Consider the following 17,965-nt stretch of genomic DNA (forward strand, 5'->3'; position numbering starts at 1 on the left):
CCGCGCGCCGCTTCGCGCTAGGGAGGGAGTCATGTCCTCCGCTCTCCAGACCCGTCCCCGGAGTGAGCTTGCCTCCGGGCGCTTCGGCCAGACCCGCTTCATGCTCCGCCGGAAGTTCTTCAAGCTGTTCGGCGGCGCGTTCCACATCTACGACGAGGCAGGCAACGTCGCCTTCTACTCGAAGATGAAGGCCTTCAAGCTGAAGGAGGACCTGCGCGTCTACAGCGGCGAGGACATGCAGGAGGAGCTGATCACCATCCAGGCCCGCAGCATCCTGGACTTCGGCGCCACCTACGACGTCACCGACGCGGCGACGGGAGAGCGCGTGGGCGCGCTGCGCCGCAAGGCCCTGAGCTCCATCCTGCGCGACACCTGGCTCATCCTGGACGCGGACGGGCAGGAGGTGGGCAAGGTGGAGGAGGACAGCATGCTGCTGGCGCTCGTGCGGCGCTTCCTCACCAACCTCATCCCGCAGACCTTCACCGGGACCCTGGGCAGCGAGCAGGTGTTCAGCTTCCGGCAGCACTTCAACCCGTTCATCCAGAAGATCGACCTGGACTTCTCCGTGGACACGCAGCGCCGGTTGGACCGGCGTCTGGGAATCGCCGCGGCGGTGCTCCTGTGCGCGATTGAAGGCCGTCAGTCCGGCGGCTGAAGAAGCCTGGACGCGGTGAGCGGCCGGGCCCTATGTGTCCGGGCATGCAAGCCCCGTCCTCGCAGGTGCATCCGGTCCCGGTGCTCATCGTCGGAGGTGGCCTCGTGGGCCTCTCGACGGCGTTGTTCCTCGCCCATCAGGGCATGCGCTCGCGGTTCATCGAGAAGCACGCAGGCACTTCGCTCCATCCCCGCGCACGGGGTTTCCATGCGCGCACCGTGGAGTTGTTGCGCTCCTCGTGCGCGGGGGAGGAGGTGGAGGCTTGGCTGGGCAAGCTGGAGAAGTTCCTGCAGAACAACGTCCGCCTCATCGCGGAGCACAACGAGGAGAGGCTGGAAGTCATCCCCGCTTTCAGGAAGGGAGTAGGTACCTCTTATGGCGAAGCCGACAAGAACCTCAACACCGACAAGCGAGCCGAACTCGCAGCCGCAGCAGCCCAGCAAGCCGCCAAGGACTCTGACTGCGGAGCAGTTCGAGGAGTTGCTGGAGAAGGAGCCGGGGCAGTGGAAGCTGGTGGACCTGAAAGTGAAGGGCAAGTCGGTCCTGCCCAAGAAGTAGACCCGGAGCCCGCCGGTCCCCAGACGGCGGCGGAGCGCTTCCCGGACCTGTCCCTGATGCCCGGCCTGGAGGTGGAGTTCGAGGATGCGCGCAGCCAGGAGTTCATGCACTGCTGGTGCTCCGGCATGCCGCGGGCCTTGAAGGAAGGACCGCTGCTCCCCCTGGCACCCGGCGCCGAGGTCTACCGCTTCACGTGGATCCCTTCGTCATCCGCATCGAGCACCGAGGCCTTGTCCATACCCTGCACGTGAAGAGAGCCGGCACTCAAGAAGGGGCATTTGGCTGTCGACCGGCACATCCTGCTCACGCCCACCCAGTGGCAGGCCGTGCAACAGCGATTGGATGCGGCCCACTTCTGGTCCATCGATCGCTTCTTCGCGTCTCGGAACCTCTCGTACTTCGACGGGGCGGAGTGGCTCTTCGAGGGGGCACGGGAAGGGCGCTACCGGATGGTGAGCATCCTCAGCCCGGACCCGGAAGGGCCCGCGCGTGCCATCCATGACCTGGGAGCGTTCCTGGTGGAACTGTCTGGCATGTCCATGGCCGACGACACGCTTTACTGAGCGGTCTTCAGCGCACGCTGGCCCAGAACGGCTTGAGCGCCTCGCGGCTCGTCGCCAGCGCCGCCCGCGCGTCCGCGTTCACGGTGCCGGAAGCGAAGCTGTCATCGCGCCCCGCCAGCACTTCGATGCACGCGTGCACGGAGTTCGACAGCCCCTCCAGCGAATAGCCACCCTCCAGCACCAGTGCCAGCTTCCCGCCGGAGACCTCCTCCGCCAGCTTGCGCACGGCGGTGCACATCGCCGCGAAGCCGCGCTCGGTGACGTCCATGCCGCCAATCGGATCCGCGCGGTGCGGGTCGAACCCCGCGGACACCAGCACCAGGTCCGGCCGGTACGCCTGCGCCACGGGGAGCAGCAGCTCTTCGAAGATCATCCCGTAGTCCGCGTCCGTGTTGCCGCCCGGCAGGCCGCAGTTGACCGTGAAGCCCTGGCCCTCTCCGCGCCCCACCTCCGGCGCGGCGCCGCTGCCCGGGTAGTAGGGGAACTGGTGCACCGATTGGTAGAGCACGTCCCTGCGCCCCCAGAACGCCGCCTGCGTGCCGTTGCCGTGGTGCACGTCCCAGTCCAGCACCAGCACTCGCTCGGCTCCCAGCCGCCGCCCGGCCTCCGCCGCGATGGCGACGTTGTTGTAGAGGCAGAAGCCCATCGCCCGGTCCGGCTCCGCGTGGTGACCGGGCGGACGCACCAGCGCGAACGCGTTCTTCGCCGTCCCCGCCATCACCGCCTCCACGGCCTGCACCGCCGCGCCCGCCGCCAGCCTCGCCGCGTCGATGCTGTCCGGGGACACCGCCGTGTCCTCGTCGATGCGCTCGAAGCGGCCGCCCAGCTTCTCCAGCGCCTCCAGGTGCGCCGGGGTGTGCACCGCCAGGATCTCCGCGTCCGTGGCGGAGCGGGGATGGGTCATCACCGTGCCCGCGACCGGATTTCGCGCCAGCATCTGGAGGATGCGCCGCAAGCGTGCGGGCGACTCGGGGTGGCCCTCTCCGGCTTCATGCTGGAGGAAGAGCGGGTCGGTGAGCAGCAGCGTCGCGGTCATCCCCTGGACCTTACGCATCCTGTCCCCGGGAACCCAGCGTCCGTCCCTGGCAGGCGGGGAAGTCCGTTCCTTGCCCTGGACGGGCCACCCTCCCTACAGTGCGCGGGCCTTGCCACGTCGCCTCAAGAAACCCGGTCTCCGGGGCATCCTCCTGGGTTCGTTCGGCCTCGCGCTGGCCGTCATCCTGGGGACGCTCTACTTCGTCGTTCCCCGCCAGGTGGGCAACCACCTGAGGGAGCGCATGGCTTCGCGCGCCCAGAACAAGGCCAGGGAGGTAACGGCACTCGTCGAAAAGCAGGCGGGCACCCAGCCGGTCCCCAACCTGGAAGGGCTCTATCTCCAGGACGACGACTTCAGCGTCGTGGCGGTGCTGGACGCCCAGGGCGTGCCCCGCGCCACCTCCCCGGCGACAGCGCCTGCGTGGTTCACCCAGGGCCTGGAGAAGCGCCTCCAACAGCGCCCGCTCCCGTCTCTGGAGCAGGTGGAGTTCGAGAACGACAGCTGGGCGGTGACCCGGCCGGTGACGCTCGCGGGCGGCGTGCCCGGTGAAGTCGTCGTGGTGGTGGATGGGGCGCGGCTGGAGGGAGTGCTCACGGCCCTGCGCCACACGGTGCTGCTGGCCTTCCTCGTGGGCCTGGTGCTCTTCCTCGTGGTGGCGTTCCTCATCTCGCGCGCGTTCATCCTCCACCCGCTGGACGCGATGATGTCCATGGCGAGCAAGCTGGCGGAGGCCGACCTCACCGGCCGCGCGGACGTGCGCAACAACAGGGACGAACTGGGCCAGCTGGCGGAGGCCCTCAACCGCATGGCCCAGTCCTGGCGCGACACGCTGGGCCGCGTGCGAGGCGTGTCCGACGTGGTGGCCGGCGTCATCGAGCAGATCCACCGCACCGGCACCACCGTGTCCTCCGGCGCGGGCACCGTGCAGTCGCGCGTGGAGGAGACGTCCTCTTCCATGGTGGAGATGATGGCCAGCTTGCGCGGCATCGCGGAGAACGTGGAGGTCCTCTACCAGAGCGCGGAGGAGAGCAGCTCCTCCATCATGGAGATGGCCGCCACCAACGACGAGGTGGCGGAGAACGTCCAGGCCATGGCCGCCAGCGTGGAGGAGACCACCAGCGCCATCGAGCAGATGACGTACTCCATCAAGGAGGTGGCCAAGAACATCGAGGACCTCTCCGCGTCCACGGAGGACACCTCCTCCGCCATCAGTGAGATGGACGCCGCCATCGGTCAGGTCGACGCCAACGCCAACGAGACGGCCCGCCTGTCCGAACAGGTCTTCGAGGACGCGCAGACGGGTGTGGAGGCCCTGCGCAAGACGCTCTCCGGCATCGACCGCATCAAGGACACCAGCCGCACCGCCGCGGGCGTCATCGACAGCCTGGGCCGGCGCATCAGCGAGATTGGCAACATCCTCAACGTCATCGACGACGTGGCGGAGCAGACGAACCTCCTGGCCCTCAACGCCGCCATCATCGCCGCGCAGGCGGGCGAGCACGGCAAGGGCTTCGCGGTGGTGGCGGAGGAGATCAAGGACCTGGCCGAGCGCACCGGCGCGTCCACCAAGGAGATCGCCGAGCTCATCCGCGGCGTGCAGGAGGAGAGCCGCAACGCCGTGGTGGTGATGAACCAGGGCGTCAAGAGCGTGGAGGAGGGCGTGCAGCTGGGCCGCGAGGCGGAAGGCGCCCTGCGGAAGATCAACGACAGCACCCAGAAGTCCACGCAGATGGTGAAGGCCATTGCCCGCGCAACGGTGGAGCAGGCGCGCGGCAGCAAGCAGGTGACGGCCGCCATCCACCGCATCTCCGCCACCGTGTCGATGATCTCCCAGGCCTCCAACGAGCAGGCCCGGGGCGGCGAGCAGATCATGAAGAGCGCGGAGCGGATGAAGACGCTCACCCAGCACGTGCAGCGCTCCAGCCAGGAGCAGGCACACGGCAGCAAGCAGATCACCCGCTCCATCGAAAGCATCAACGAGATGGTCACCCACCTGAACCGCGCCCAGAAGGAGCAGACCAAGGGCAGCGAGCAGGTGCTCAAGGCCGTGGAGACCATCAAGGGCGTGTCCGAGCACCAGACGCGCTCGGTGCGCCAGCTGGAAGAGGCCATCGACAACCTCACGCGCCAGGCGGAAATCCTCCGCGCCGAGGTGCGCCGCTTCCGCGTCTGACGCACCAGCCGTTCCCCGTTGAAAGCCTCCATGCCCGAGTCGTCCGAGTCCGCCTCTCCCCGTTCCGTGTCCGAGCGCGCCGTGGTGTTGCTCATCGGCGCGGTGCAGTTCGTCAACATCCTCGACTTCGTGATGGTGATGCCGCTGGGCCCGGACTTCGCGAAGGGGCTGGGCATCGAGTCCTCGCACATCGGGACCATTGGCGGCAGCTACACCGCCGCCGCGAGCGTGGCGGGGCTCCTGGGCGGCTACTTCCTGGACCGCTTCGACCGGCGCAAGGCGCTGGCCGTGTGCATGCTGGGGCTCGTCGCGGCCACCGCGGCGGGGGGATTCGCGGTGGGGCTGTCCACGCTGCTGCTGGCGCGGGTGTGCGCGGGGCTCTTCGGCGGGCCGGCGACGGCGCTGTCCCTGTCCATCATCGCGGACCTCATCCCGGTGGAGCGCCGGGGCCGGGCGCTGGGCGCGGTGATGGCGTCCTTCTCCGTGGCCTCCGTGCTGGGCGTGCCCCTGGCCTTGAAGGTCGCGGAGCTGGGCAGCTGGCGGACGCCCTTCTTCGTGGTGGCGGCGCTGGGGCTGGTGCTGGTGCTGGCCGCGCTCGGGCTCCTGCCGCCCGTGCGCGGGCACCTGCGGCCCGGCGGCAGCGCGGACCGGGCCCCGGGCGTGGCGGAGCTTTTGGGCAACACCGACGTGCAGCTGTCCTACCTGATGACGGCGCTGGTGATGATGAGCGGCTTCATCGTCATCCCCAACATCTCCGCCTATCTCCAGCAGAACCTGGCCTACCCGCGCGAGAACCTGTGGATCATCTACGCCGCGGGCGGCATCGTGAGCTTCTTCACGCTGCGGATGACGGGCCCGCTGGTGGACCGCTTCGGCTCCTACCGCATCGGCACGGTGGGCGTGGTGCTGGCGGCCCTCACCACGTACGTGGGCTTCATCCACTACCCCGCGTGGCTGCCCATCCCCCTGCTGTTCATGGTCTTCATGCTGGCCATGGGCGTGCGCAACGTGGCGTACAACACGCTCACCTCGCGCGTGCCGGACAACCCGGTGCGCGCCCGCTTCATGTCGCTGCAGTCCGCCACCCAGCACATGGCCTCCGCGCTGGGCGCCTTCCTGTCGTCACGCCTGCTGGTGGACCTGCCGGACGGGACGCTCGGCGGCATGGACACCATCGCCTGGGTGTCCATCGGGCTGGCGGTGGGTGTCCCCGTCATGTTGCGGGTGGTGGAGGGGCGGGTGCGCTCGCGCGAGCAGGCCCGGGCCCTGGCGGTGCCCCCGGCGCAGGGGATGGCCGCGCCGCTGTCCCCCGAGGCCAATCCCCACGGCTGATGGGGCAATGTGCCCCAGGAGTTCCAGGGAGCCCGGCCGCCCGCCTCCTGGACACGAGGCCAGACGGACGCTGGATGGTCGCTGACGGTTGCGCGGGCCGCCTGTGGGCGCGATAACCCCGGGACGTTCCCTCCAAGGGGAAGACGACCCTCCATGTTCAACATCGGCGCAGGCGAAATGGTGTTCATCCTGGTGGCCGCGCTGATCGTGCTCGGCCCCCAGCGGCTGCCTGAGCTGGCGCGGGCCATTGGCAAGTTCATGCGCGAGTTCCGCCGGCAGACGGACGACGTGCGCAACGTGGTGGAGCGCGAGTTCTACTCGATGGACGAGGAGTTCAACCGCATGCCCCCGACGCGTCCGGGCACGCGCGTGCCGTCCCCTCCGCCGGAGCTCGCCCCGTCCTCCCTTCCGGGCGCCGCCCCCGCCAACGTGCTCGCCGAGCCCGCCCCCGCGCTCACCGCGACGGTGGACCCCGAGAACGTGCCCGCGCCCGCCGAGGCCGCCGTGGACGCTGAGCCCGCCACCGGCACGCAGGCCGCGGAGCAGACGGGTGCGGCGCCGGCGCAGGACGAGAACGGCCTTCCGCAACTCGCCCCCATCCCGGGCACGGTGGCGCGCAACGCGCCGAAACGGAGCTGAGCCCTGAATCGCCAAGGGGTTGACCTGTCGGATTTCCGGATGAGCCTGGCGGAGCACCTCACGGAGCTGCGCTCGCGGCTCGTGAAGTGTTCGCTCGCGGTGCTCGTGCTGGGCGCCGTGTCGCTCATCTTCGCCAAGCCCATCTTCGGCGTGTTGATGCGGCCGGTGCTGGACGCGCTGCCCCCGGAAGGGCGCTCGCTCGTCTACACATCCGGCATCGAAGAAATCAACGTGCTGATGAAGGTGGGCGTGTACTGCGGCATCTTCCTCACCACGCCCGTCATCCTCTGGCAGATCTGGGGCTTCGTGGCGCCGGGCCTCTACCCGGAGGAGCGCAAGTACGCGTCGCCCTTCGTGGTGCTGGGCTCCGTCGCGTTCATCGTGGGCTCGATGTTCTGCTACTTCCTGGTGCTGCCCTCCATGTTCAAGTTCCTCCTCAACGAGGAGGAGACGCTCGCCCTGGAGCAGCGCCTGGACACCGCGCGCATGGGCGGCGAGGACGCGCTGCGCTTCCTGCGCATTGGCGAAGTGGAGCGCGCCGGCCACGTGGCCAAGGAGACCAGCGCCGTGCTGACGGCCGCCGGTGAGGGCCAGGTGAAGGACCCGGAGGTGGCGTCCGCGAAGAGCGTGGAGCTCACCGCGCGCCTCAAGGGCCTGGGCGACCTGCTGGACGCCGCCGCGGATGGGCTGGGCGTGCCCGCGCGCGGCGTGCTGCGCCAGGCGGTGGAGAAGCGCGTGGAGGCGGTGACGGCCTTCGGCAAGCAGGACTACGTCGCGTCGGAGGCCGCCATGGACCAGGCGGCCAGCCTGCTCGCGGGCGTGGCGCCCACTCGCGCGGAGGAGATGTCCGGCCTGTGGCGGCTGCAGAAGGAGCTGGCCAAGGGCCACGCGGAAGCCGAGGCCGCGCGCTGGACGCGGCCCATGCTGACGATGAACGAGCAGCTGTCGCTGGTGCTGCTGCTCATCCTCGCCTTCGGCGTCATCTTCGAATTGCCGCTGGTGATGGCGCTGCTGGGAATCGTCGGGGTGGTGCAGTCGAGCTTCCTCATCCGCTACCAGCGCCACGCGTTCGTGGTGTGCCTCATCGCGGCGGCGGTGCTGACGCCCACGGGTGACGTGGTGAACCTGTCGCTCATGGCCGGCCCCATGCTGCTCTGCTACGAGCTGGGCGTGTTGGCGGTGTGGCTCATCGAGAAACGCCGTGCGAAGGCGGAAGCCTCCACGGACATCACCCCGGCGGCGTAGACTCCCGCGCGCATGAAGAGCCCTGCCGCGCGCCTGATGATGGACCTGCGGTACCTGCGCGCGCTGTCGCGGAGGTTCCGCAGCACGTTGCTGCTCGCGGCGGTCATCTTCGGGGTGGGGCCGGCGCTGTACCACTGGCGCTACGTGGGGCCGGGCGGGGACCGCATCTCCTACGGAGAGGCGCTGCACCACGTCTACTTCCTGCTCTTCGGCCAGCCGTCGCTGCCCTACGTGAGCGACTGGTTCGTGGAGACGCTCAACATCCTCATCCCGCCGGTCAGCATCGCGCTGGTGGTGGATGGCGTGGTGCGCTTCGCGTACCTCTTCTTCGCGCGGCACAAGAACGACAAGGAGTGGGTCACCGTGGTGTCCGAAACGATGAAGGGCCACGTCGTCGTGTGCGGCGCGGGACGCGTGGGCTACCGCGTGGTGACGCAGCTGCGGGAGATGGGCAAGGACGTCGTCGTGGTGGAGAAGCGCGAGGACGCGACGTTCGTGTCCGCGCTGCGCGACGAGAACATCCCGCTGCTCATCGACGACACGCGCAGCCCGCTGTGCCTGCCGCGCACGCACGTGAAGAAGGCGTCCGCCATCGTCTGCGCCACGGACGACGACCTGGCGAACCTGAACATCGCGCTGGACGCGCGGCGGTTGAACCCCGGCATCCGCGTGGTCATCCGCCTGTTCGACGACGACCTGGGCGCGAAGGTGCGCGACACGTTCAAGGCGGAGGCCCTCTCCAGCTCCTCGCTGGCCGCGCCCGCCATGGCGCTGGCGGCGTTGGATCCGCGGCTCGTCCACTCGTTCCGCATCGGCAAGCACCTGATGGTGGTGTCGCTGTTCGTGGTGCGGGACGGACTGCCGGGGATGAACATCTCCCAGGTGCGCGACCGCTTCGGCGGGCTGGCCCTGTCGCTCATCCGGGGCGAGGAGGAGACGCTGCACCCGAACGGTGACGTGGTCCTCCAGGTGGGGGATCAGATCACCGTCCAGGCGTCGTATCCGGAGTACTGCACCCTGCGCGCCTTCACCGGTGAGGCGGACGCGCCGGCGTACGCGGACCACGACAACTTCCTCATGCCGGGCTACCGCCCCACGGGGTGAGCCCTCCTCCTGGCGGGAGGGGGCGGCCGCCGTGCTTCAGGGACAGGACAACGGCGTGTAGCTGACCGTGTACCAGGACGTGGCCTGCCCCAGGTTGATCTCCTCTCCATCGCAGGTGCAGCCTCGCCATCCGACCTCGGTCGTCCGGGTGTGGTCGCTGTAGAAGTTGACGGAGTGATGCGGGTCGGTCGCGCAGTCCGGGAGGATGGCTTGCTCGGTCGTCGCCAGGTTCGTCGCGGGGGAACCCCCGGTGCTGTCCGCGCCACATGCGGTCAACAGCAGGGCTCCCATGCACAGCAGGCCAGGCGGAAGGTGGCGCATCGGTTCCTCTCGGATGGGGGAAGCCAGATCAGACAGACAGGAAAGGTCCATGTCGACAGGTCGGACGGCGAATGGTGGATATCAGGCAGGAGTACGGCGCTCCTTCGCGGTGGGCTCGGAGATGGCCTGGGCCGCCTGGGGCGAGGCGTCAGGGTTGGTCCGCTGGGTGGGGGCCTGCGCCCAGGCGCTGACGGAAGGCGAGCAGGTCGCGCTCGTGGACGGGACGCGCATCCAGGTGGTGCGTCAGGTTCCTCCCAAGCAGCTCCGCCTGCGACTGGAGCGTGACGAGTGGCCCCGGGCGCGCACCGTGCAGCTTCGCGTGCTGCCGTCGGTGCATGGCGTCACCGTGGCGCTGCACGCGGAAGGACTGCCGGACGCGGACACTCGTGAAGCGCTGCTGGCGCGCTGGACGCGTGCACTGGAGGGCTGGAGCGCCTTCTCCGGAAGGACCGTGGAGGTGACCCGCGAAGGGGCTCTGACGCGCGAGCCCCCGGGGAAGAAGGGCGCGAAGAAGCCTCCCTCGCTGGAGCAGGGCCTCGCGGAGCAGGGCGCGGCCTTGCTGAAGAAGCACGGCCCCGCGCGAGGCACGAAGAAGGCCGTGGCCACGAAGCTGCCTCGGGCCGTGAAGAAGGCTCCGGTCGCGAAGAAGGCTCCGGTCGCGAAGAAGGCTCCGGTCGCGAAGAAGACCGTGAAGCCCTCGCGGGCCGGGCGTCGGAAGCCCTCCGGGCGCACGAAGTAGGGCGCATCGCGACTGGTGACCGCTGTTGGCGAGCGGTGACTCCAGTCACCAGGGACGGGCCCCGGTTCGTCCCACCGCGCCTCGCGCTGCCTCAAGGAACTCAAGCACTTGGCCTCAAGCAGGTGTCAGCCCATGGGTTGGCATGTCCCCTGCTGTAGGTGTTCCTCGTCAGCCGCACTCAAGCTCCCGAGGAAATCCCATGGCCATCGCGCCCACCTCCGCCCGCGCCGCTTCCTTCCGCGTCCCCTCGCAGGACTTCGCTTCCCGTCCGGATGCCGTGTCCGGCGGCCGCGTGCAGGGCGGCTCCTGCCAGAAGCCGGGTTCGAACCTGGCGTCCCAGTTCCAGCAGGATGGCTTCAGCGCGGGCCCCGCGAAGGGCGCGCAGTGGAAGCAGTTCGCGGAGGGGCTCGAGGACGTGGTGAAGCAGCTGCAGCAGCTCGTCCAGCTGCTCCAGACCCAGATGGGCGGCGCCCCCAGCGTCGACGGTGCGTCCAGCACGGGCGGTGCGCCTGGCGCGGGTGACTCGTTCCAGACCGGAGCCGCTCAGTCGTCCGGCGCCACTCAGTCGGCCAGCCCCTCGGGCGACGTCCCGAAGGGCGAAGTGGGCGATTGGATCAAGCAGGCCATGGACATCCTCAAGGCCAACGGCGTCCCGGTGGAGAAGATGAACCCGCAGGACATCGCGAAGATCATCCAGCACGAGTCCAGCGGCGACCCGAACGCCATCAACCTCTGGGACCAGAACGCCAAGGACGGCCACCCCTCCATCGGCCTGATGCAGACCATCCAGCCGACGTTCGACGCGTACAAGGTCCCGGGCCACGACAACATCCGCAACCCGGTGGACAACATCGTCGCGGCCGTTCGCTACTCGGTGGACCGCTACGGCTCCGTGTCGAACACGCCGGGCATCCAGGCGATGAATGGCGGCAGCGGCTACGTGGGCTACTGAGCCTCACCGCCCCCGCAGGTTCTGGGCGATCTTCAGGATGTCCGCGAGGACGCCCGCCGCAGTGACAGGGCCGCCTGCCCCCGCGCCCTGGACCAGCAGCGGGTAGTCCGCGTAGCGCTCGGTGGAGAAGGCCACGAACGCCTCCGAGCCGCGCAGCCGCGTCGCCGGATGCTCCTTCGGCACCGCCACCGGGCCCACCCGCAGCACCGGCCCGTCCTTCGCCGTCGGGTCGATGCGCGCCAGGTAGCGCAGCACCTTGCCCTCCGCGCGCAGTCCCTCGATGCGCGAGGTGAACGTCCGGTCCAGCTTCTCCAGCCCCGTGAGGAAGCGCTCCACGTCCGCCTCTTCCAGGTACTCGCGCGGGACGAAGGGCTCCACCTCCACGTCCTCCAGCGACAGGTTCAAGCCCTGCTCACGCGCGAGGATGAGCGCCTTGCGCGCGGCATCCGTGCCCGCCAGGTCCTCGCGAGGGTGTGGCTCCGTGAAGCCCTTCTCGCGCGCGGTGCGCACCGCCTTCGACAGCGGCACCCCATCCATCAACTGCTGGCTCAAGTAGCCGAGCGTCCCGGAGAACGAACCCTCCACGCCGTGCACCCGGTCCCCCGTGCGCACCAGGTCCTTCAGCGTCTGGATGACCGGCAGTCCCGCGCCCACCGTCGTCTCGTAGTGGTAGGCGCGGTGGTTCAGGTGCGCCGTGCTCCGCAGCCGCTCCCAGACCTCGAGCGGCTGCGTCAGCGGCTTCTTGTTCGCCGCCACCACGTGGATGCCGCTGCGGAACGCCTCCAGGTACAGCTCCTCCATGCCCGATGCCGCCGTGCAGTCCACCAGCACCGGCACGGGCAACCGGCGCAGCGGCTCCAGCAGCGCGCGAACCACGGGCGGTGACGCGCCTTCGGGCACGGATTCGATGCGCTCGCGCCACTGCTTCAGCGGGATGCCCTCCGGTGAGAAGAGCACCCGCCGACTGTCCGCGAGCCCTACCAGATTGAGCTGGATGCCGTGCTCCTGCGCCAGCGTCTCCTGCAACGTGCGCAGCTGCTCCAGAAGTTGGCTGCCCACCACGCCATGGCCCAGCACCAGCAGGCTCACCTCTTCATGCGAGAAGTGGAAGGCCGCGTGCACCGTACGCACCGTCAGCGCCGTCTCCGCCCCATCCACGATGAACGAGATGGAGCGGGCGCTCGCCGTCTGCGCGATGGCGCGCACGTTGATGCCCAGCGCGCCCAACGGTTGGAACAACCGTCCCGCCACGTTGGCGCCCTGCCCCATGGCCTCGGCCACCAGCGCCACCTGCGTCACCGGCGCGCGCACCTGCGGCGGCTGCAAGGCTCCGCGCTCCAGCTCCGGTGCCAGCTCCCGCCGCAGCACTTCCTCCGCGCGGGCCGCGTGCGCCCGTCTCAGCACCACCGCCACTGAGCGCCCCGGCGACGACTGCGCCGCCATCCACGCGTCGATGCCCGCGGCCTCCAGCGCCTGCAACGCGCGAGGCCCCACCGGCCGCGCCGCTTCCTCCGTGCCTCCCTCCAGGCCCAGCAGCGCCAGATCCTCCAGGGACACCACGCACGTGGGCACGGTGCCGTTGCCCGCGCCGCGCACGTCGATGAGCGTGCCGGGTTCGTCAGGCTGTTGCAGGTGACGCACGCGCAGCGGGATGTCCGCGTCGCGCAGCGTGGACAGCGCGCGCGGGTGCAGTGTGGGCAGGCCCAGGTACACCAGCTCCAGCGCCTCCGTGTAGCTCAGGTGCGGCACCGGCCGCGCATCCGCCACGTGCAGTGGATCCGCCGTCATCACGCCGGGCACGTCCGTCCACAGCGTCAGCGGCGTGCCCAGCAGCACGGACAGCACGGCCGCCGTCTCGTCCGCGCCCTCCACGCCCAGCGTCGTGGAGCGGCCATCCACCGCCGTCCCCCGGCCACCCGCGTGCAACGTCAGCCGCCCCTCCCACGAAGGCCGCAGCGTGGCCACCCGGGCGCGAGTGTGCTCGCGGTTCACTCGTGCCTGCCCAGGCTCACCCTCCGTCACCGTCCAGTCCGCCGCGTCCACCTCGAGCGACGGCACGCCGCGCGCACCGAGCAACTTCGCCAGCAGCGCCGCCGTCAGCCGCTCGCCGGTGCCACGCACCACGTCCTCCAGCGCGGGCCGCCGCTCGCGCACCAGACTCGCGCCATCCAGCGCGCGGCGTGCGGGCTCCAGCAGGGACGCGAGTGTGCGCGTGCCGTCCGCCTCCACCGACGTGGAGCCCGGGGGCGCACCCAACCGGCGCTCGGCCTCCTCCAGCATCAACAGGCCGCGCGCGAGCAGGCCATCCAGCTCCTGCCGGGCCAGCGTGGAGTTGCCCTTCAACGCGATGGACAGCGCGGACTCCAGCCCCGCCGCGAGCCAGGGTGGTGAGGACACGATGGCTGCGCGCGTGTTGCCCGCGTCGCGGCGCGACAGGTGCGTGGCCACGGACGCGAGTCCCTGGGCGGTGTCGAGCAGGAAGGGGGCGTAACGGGTGATGCTCACAGGGGCGGTCATGAAGTCTTCCGGGCGCGGACGCCGGCAGTGGATGAAATGCGGGCGTCGCGGCCCACGCCCGGAGGCAGGGCCAGCGCGCGGACCAGCAGGGGCGCGAGCGCGTCCCATTCGATGAGGAAGCCGTCGTGGCCGTGCACGCTGCACAGGGCCGCGTATTCGGCATGCAGTCCCTGCGCGCGCAGGCGGCGGGACAGGTTCTTCATGTGCTCGGGCGGGAAGAGCGCGTCCCGGTCGATGCCGATGGTGAGCGTGCTCGCGCGGATGCGGTCCACGCCGGGCCCACCGTTTGGCGTGGGCACGCGCGTGAGGTCGTGATGATCCATGGCGCCCAGCAGCGCCAGGTACGCTCGCGCGTCGAAGCGCGCCTCCAGCTTCGCGCCCTGGTACTCCAGGTAGCTCTCCACCGGGTACAGCGCGCGTGACGACCACGCCTGCGGACGCGGCTGGAGCGCCTCCAGTCCGGCCTCCGCGCGATAGGTGAGCGTCGCCAGCTGCCGCGCCAGCTCCAGGCCGCGCCGGGGGGACTCGGGGTACTCGGGGTCCAGCAGGACGGCCTGCCGGGCCACGTGGTTCCAGCCCACCACCCACGCGGACGCGGCCTCCGCCGTCGCGATGGGCACCATGCGTTGGAAGCGCTCCGGTGCCAGCGCCGCAAGGCACAGCACCACCATGCCGCCCAGCGAACCGCCGGTGACGAGCGCCACCTCGTCCACGCCCAGCGCGTCCAGCGCCGCGAGGATGGAGCGCGCCTGGTCCCACGGCGTAAGGGTCGCGGGCAGGCTCCGCTCATCCAGGCGCAGGTCTCCCTTGGACAGCACCGGCGCCGGGCCGAAGCGCGTGTCGTCGGTGCGCTGCGGGAAGCCCTCGTCCGCGGGGCCGGAGGTGCCGTAGCAGGAGCCCAGGTTGTTGAAGCACAACAGCCGCACGCGCGAAGGGTCCAGCGGCCGGCCAGGCCCGATGACGGGGGCCCACCAGCCGCCTTCTCCACCGGCGTTCATGTCTCCGGTGAGCGCGTGCACCAGCAGCACGGTGGGCACCGGATCCGGCGTGCGGCGGGGACCGGTGCGGCGCGCGTCGATGGCGGCGTCGCGCAGCTCGGAGGCGGTCCTCCGCACCACGCGCAGCCGGCCTTCGCGCGCCGCTTCCTCGGAATGCACTCGGGCGCGGGACTGCAACCACGCGAGGTCCTCCGGGGGCCCCCACCACCAGCCGCGCACGAGGTGGGGCGCCACGCGGGCGCCGGCCTCCAGCGGCAGGTCCGGCAGCGATATGTCGAAGACGCGCGGGGTCTCCGCGCGCGGGGGGATTTCCTGGCCAGGCCTCACGGGTCGCATGGCGTCAGACCGCGCTCAGGGCCTGATCGAGATCGGCCACGATGTCGTCCAGGTGCTCGATGCCCACGGACAGGCGCACCAGGTCGTCGGTGACGCCCGTGCTGGCGCGCTCCGCCGGGGTGAGCTGTTCGTGCGTGGTGGACGCGGGGTGGATGATGAGCGAGCGCGTGTCACCGATGTTCGCGAGCAGGCTCCACAGCTTCACGCCGTCAATCACCTTGCGCCCGGCGGACAGCCCGCCCTTCACGCCGAAGGTGACGAGCCCGCCGAAGCCGCCCTGCAGGTACTTCTTCGCGTTGAGGAACGAGGGGTCGTCCTCCAGGCCCGGGTAGCGCACCCACTCCACCTTCTTGTGCTGCTTGAGCCACTTCGCCACCGCGAGCGCGTTCTGCGAGTGGCGCTCCAGCCGCAGCCGCAGCGTCTCCAGGCCCAGGATGAACGCGTGCGCGTTGAAGGGGCTGAGCGCGGGGCCCAGGTCGCGCAGGCCCTCCAGGCGGGCCTTGAGGATGAAGGCCGCGGGCCCGAAGGCTTCACGCAGGCGCAGGCCGTGGTAGCCGGGGTTGGGCTCGGTCAGCTCCGGGAACTTGCCGTTCTCCCAGGGGAAGTTGCCGCCGTCCACGATGACGCCGCCAATGGAGGTGCCGTGGCCGCCGATGTACTTCGTCGCGCTGTGCAGCACGATGTTCGCGCCGTGGCGCAGCGGGTTGAAGAGGGCCGGGGACAGCGCGGTGTTGTCCACGAAGAGGGGCAGGCCCGCCTCGCGCGCCACGGCGCCAATGGCGTCGAAGTCCGGCACGTCCAGGCGCGGATTGCCCAGGGACTCCAGGTAGAGCGCCTTCGTCTTCGGGCCAATGGCCTGGCGGAACGCGTCCGCGTTGCCCGCGTCCACGAACTTCGTGGTGATGCCCAGGCGCGGGAGCGTCACCTTGAAGAGGTTGTACGTGCCGCCGTAGAGGCTGGCGCCGGAGACGATTTCATCCCCCGTCTTGAGGATGTTGAGGATGCCCAGCGTCTGCGCGGCCTGTCCGGACGCGACCGCGAGCGCGCCCACGCCACCTTCGAGCGCGGCGATGCGCTTCTCGAAGACGTCCGTCGTGGGGTTCATGATGCGCGTGTAGATGTTGCCGAACTCCTTGAGGCCGAAGAGCGCGGCGGCGTGGTCCGCGTCGCGGAAGCGGTAGCTCGTCGTCTGGTAGATGGGCACCGCGCGAGCGCCCGTGGTGGGGTCGGGCGAATAGCCGGCGTGCAGCGCGAGTGTGTCGGGGTGCAGCGGGCGTTCGTTGTTGGGCGTGCTCATGGCAAGGGACTCCTGTTCGCGTCGCTCCGGAAGGAACGCGCGTGCGTGAAGGCGGACGGGTGGTGGGGACGTCAGGGCACTGCGGGCGGTGGGGAGGACTTCAGGACACGGCGGGCGCTGCGACGCTCCTCGGCAGGGGTGCGAGAGCGGAGGCCCGGAACGACGAAGCCCACCGACCCTCGCGGGTGGGTGGGCTCCGGTTGGCTCGCCAGAGGCAGGCTGTGCGTCAGCCGGCCGCGGCGGGCTTGGGCCCACCCGGAACAGGCATCGAACACATGCACATGGCGGAGATGACGAACATTCTGCGAGAAGAAGTAGACGCGATGGCGCGAGCTGTCAAGCCACCCTCCAGAACAGCACCGCATGTGTCGCGGACCCGTGACACCGATTCACTGCGTATTCCCAGAATGACGTCCTCCCGTCCTGTCCTCCTGTTGGCCTGTCTGTTCCTCGCCGCGTGCTCCAAGCCCGCGCCGCCCACGTCCGTGAACATTCGCAAGAGCTTCCGCACGCAGTTGAAGGTGGAGCCCACGCAGCGCGCTCCCGCGCCCACGCCGCCGAAGGAACTCTTCGAGCTGGTGCGCTATCCCTCGCCGCTGGGCAGCAACGCGGCCTACGTCACGCCCGTGCGCGAGGGCGCGAAGCGGCCGGCGGTGGTGTGGATCCACGGCGGCATGGACTTCGGGATCGACGGCTTCGCGTGGGCGCCTTCGCCCCGGAGCAATGATCAGAGCGCGCGAGCCTTCCGCGAAGCCGGGCTGGTGTTGATGCTGCCGTCGCTGCGCGGGTCGGACGACAACCCCGGCGCGCGGGAGTACTTCCTGGGCGAGGTGGATGACGTGGTCGCGGCCATCGACTTCGTGGCGCAGCGTCCGGACGTGGATCCCGCGCGCATCTACGTGGCGGGGCACAGCACGGGCGGCACGGTGGCGTTGATGGCGGCGGTCCTGTCACCCCGGTTGAAGGGGGCTTATGCGTTCGGTCCGACGCACGACGTGTCCGAGTACGCGCACTATGTCCCGCTGCTGGGACAGGCCCGGGGGACGGAGCTGTGGCTGCGAAATCCAGTGAGCTACGTGGAGCACCTGCGCGTGCCCACGCAGGTCATCGATGGCTCGGACCACGGCAACATGGATGCGTTCGAACCGCTGCGCGTGGCGGCGAAGGGCGCGCCGCTGTCGTTCCTCGCGGTGCCGGGAGCCACGCACTTCAGCGTGCTCGCGCCCGTGACGGAGTTGCTGGCGAAGCGGCTCATGGAGGCGAAGGCGGACGCGCCCACGGTGCGGCTCACGGACGCGGAGGTCCGCGAGGCCGTGGCCGCTGAGCAGGAGTAGTCAGCGAACGTGCGCGTTCGCGGAGTAGGGCGGCACGGGGCCCAGGAAGCCGGGCTGGGCCTTCACGCGCTCGAACCATGCGGCCACGGACGGGGTGCCTTCAAGCCGCTCCCGCAGTGAGCGGTTACCCGCCGCGCAGCGGCTGTAAGTCATTGTCATTCCCACC

Annotated in this window: 17 protein-coding genes; 11 read left to right on the plus strand and 6 right to left on the minus strand. The window is 70.0% G+C overall.

Annotated elements, in window-relative coordinates:
- Window positions 1–31: 31 nt before the first annotated feature.
- From D7Y11_RS09185 to D7Y11_RS09195, 3 genes are read left to right on the plus strand one after another with little or no spacing between them, the layout of a single operon-like run.
- Window positions 32–655 (plus strand): hypothetical protein, encoded by a 624-nt coding sequence (locus D7Y11_RS09185; protein WP_120579591.1) that lies wholly within the window; start codon window positions 32–34, stop codon window positions 653–655.
- Window positions 656–699: 44 nt separating this feature from the next.
- Window positions 700–1,464, plus strand: a complete 765-nt coding sequence (locus tag D7Y11_RS09190) for an FAD-dependent monooxygenase (protein WP_126933511.1) — start codon at window positions 700–702, stop codon at window positions 1,462–1,464.
- 27 nt (window positions 1,465–1,491) lie between these two features.
- A complete protein-coding gene (locus D7Y11_RS09195) occupies window positions 1,492–1,776 on the plus strand; it encodes a hypothetical protein (protein ID WP_120581353.1) in 285 nt (94 codons plus the stop codon).
- 7 nt (window positions 1,777–1,783) lie between these two features.
- Here D7Y11_RS09195 and D7Y11_RS09200 read toward each other — a convergent pair whose 3' ends face one another.
- Window positions 1,784–2,812 (minus strand): histone deacetylase, encoded by a 1,029-nt coding sequence (locus D7Y11_RS09200; RefSeq protein WP_233607247.1) that lies wholly within the window; start codon window positions 2,810–2,812, stop codon window positions 1,784–1,786.
- Window positions 2,813–2,921: 109 nt separating this feature from the next.
- Here D7Y11_RS09200 and D7Y11_RS09205 point away from each other — a divergent pair, with 109 nt between their 5' ends.
- The 5 genes from D7Y11_RS09205 to D7Y11_RS09225 all read left to right on the plus strand — a co-directional run bounded on the left by D7Y11_RS09205 (window position 2,922) and on the right by D7Y11_RS09225 (window position 9,305).
- Window positions 2,922–4,985, plus strand: coding sequence for a methyl-accepting chemotaxis protein (locus D7Y11_RS09205; protein ID WP_120581355.1), 2,064 nt, complete (start codon window positions 2,922–2,924; stop codon window positions 4,983–4,985).
- A 30-nt stretch (window positions 4,986–5,015) separates the two neighbouring features.
- Entirely contained in the window at window positions 5,016–6,317 is a 1,302-nt protein-coding gene (locus tag D7Y11_RS09210; RefSeq protein ID WP_126933512.1) for an MFS transporter, read from the plus strand.
- Window positions 6,318–6,470: 153 nt separating this feature from the next.
- Entirely contained in the window at window positions 6,471–6,956 is a 486-nt protein-coding gene (tatB, locus tag D7Y11_RS09215) for a Sec-independent protein translocase protein TatB (RefSeq protein ID WP_126933513.1), read from the plus strand.
- 39 nt (window positions 6,957–6,995) lie between these two features.
- Window positions 6,996–8,201, plus strand: a complete 1,206-nt coding sequence (locus D7Y11_RS09220; RefSeq protein WP_120578656.1) for a twin-arginine translocase subunit TatC — start codon at window positions 6,996–6,998, stop codon at window positions 8,199–8,201.
- 12 nt (window positions 8,202–8,213) lie between these two features.
- The gene (locus D7Y11_RS09225; protein WP_120578657.1) at window positions 8,214–9,305 is read left to right on the plus strand and encodes a TrkA family potassium uptake protein; all 1,092 of its coding nucleotides are present in this window, start codon (window positions 8,214–8,216) and stop codon (window positions 9,303–9,305) included.
- Window positions 9,306–9,341: 36 nt separating this feature from the next.
- On the opposite strand, the gene D7Y11_RS09230 is transcribed toward D7Y11_RS09225, so the two are convergent.
- On the minus strand, window positions 9,342–9,626 hold the full coding sequence (locus D7Y11_RS09230; protein WP_120578658.1) for a hypothetical protein: 285 nt from the start codon (window positions 9,624–9,626) through the stop codon (window positions 9,342–9,344).
- A 49-nt stretch (window positions 9,627–9,675) separates the two neighbouring features.
- Between D7Y11_RS09230 and D7Y11_RS09235 the strand changes: the two genes are divergently transcribed.
- Together D7Y11_RS09235 and D7Y11_RS09240 are read left to right on the plus strand one after the other, a co-directional pair.
- Complete coding sequence (locus tag D7Y11_RS09235) at window positions 9,676–10,365, plus strand: hypothetical protein (RefSeq protein ID WP_126933514.1); 690 nt, start codon at window positions 9,676–9,678, stop codon at window positions 10,363–10,365.
- A gap of 199 nt (window positions 10,366–10,564) precedes the next feature.
- Window positions 10,565–11,317, plus strand: coding sequence for a transglycosylase SLT domain-containing protein (locus tag D7Y11_RS09240; protein WP_120578660.1), 753 nt, complete (start codon window positions 10,565–10,567; stop codon window positions 11,315–11,317).
- A gap of 3 nt (window positions 11,318–11,320) precedes the next feature.
- On the opposite strand, the gene D7Y11_RS09245 is transcribed toward D7Y11_RS09240, so the two are convergent.
- From D7Y11_RS09245 to D7Y11_RS09255, 3 genes are read right to left on the minus strand one after another with little or no spacing between them, the layout of a single operon-like run.
- On the minus strand, window positions 11,321–13,834 hold the full coding sequence (locus D7Y11_RS09245; protein WP_158641913.1) for a bifunctional aspartate kinase/homoserine dehydrogenase I: 2,514 nt from the start codon (window positions 13,832–13,834) through the stop codon (window positions 11,321–11,323).
- Window positions 13,831–15,168, minus strand: coding sequence for an alpha/beta fold hydrolase (locus D7Y11_RS09250; RefSeq protein ID WP_120578662.1), 1,338 nt, complete (start codon window positions 15,166–15,168; stop codon window positions 13,831–13,833). The genes D7Y11_RS09245 and D7Y11_RS09250 overlap by 4 nt, the downstream gene beginning before the upstream one ends.
- 4 nt (window positions 15,169–15,172) lie before the next feature.
- Window positions 15,173–16,465, minus strand: a complete 1,293-nt coding sequence (locus D7Y11_RS09255) for an O-acetylhomoserine aminocarboxypropyltransferase/cysteine synthase family protein (RefSeq protein ID WP_120578663.1) — start codon at window positions 16,463–16,465, stop codon at window positions 15,173–15,175.
- Window positions 16,466–16,872: 407 nt separating this feature from the next.
- On the opposite strand from D7Y11_RS09255, the gene D7Y11_RS09260 reads away from it, so the two are divergent.
- Complete coding sequence (locus tag D7Y11_RS09260) at window positions 16,873–17,799, plus strand: S9 family peptidase (protein WP_158629105.1); 927 nt, start codon at window positions 16,873–16,875, stop codon at window positions 17,797–17,799.
- Here D7Y11_RS09260 and D7Y11_RS43770 read toward each other — a convergent pair whose 3' ends face one another.
- Window positions 17,800–17,952 (minus strand): hypothetical protein, encoded by a 153-nt coding sequence (locus D7Y11_RS43770; RefSeq protein WP_199745983.1) that lies wholly within the window; start codon window positions 17,950–17,952, stop codon window positions 17,800–17,802. It abuts the gene before it with no gap.
- Between the last annotated feature and the right edge of the window lie 13 nt (window positions 17,953–17,965).

This window comes from Corallococcus sp. AB018 (genome assembly GCF_003986945.1).
Classification (GTDB): Bacteria; Myxococcota; Myxococcia; order Myxococcales; family Myxococcaceae; genus Corallococcus; species Corallococcus exiguus.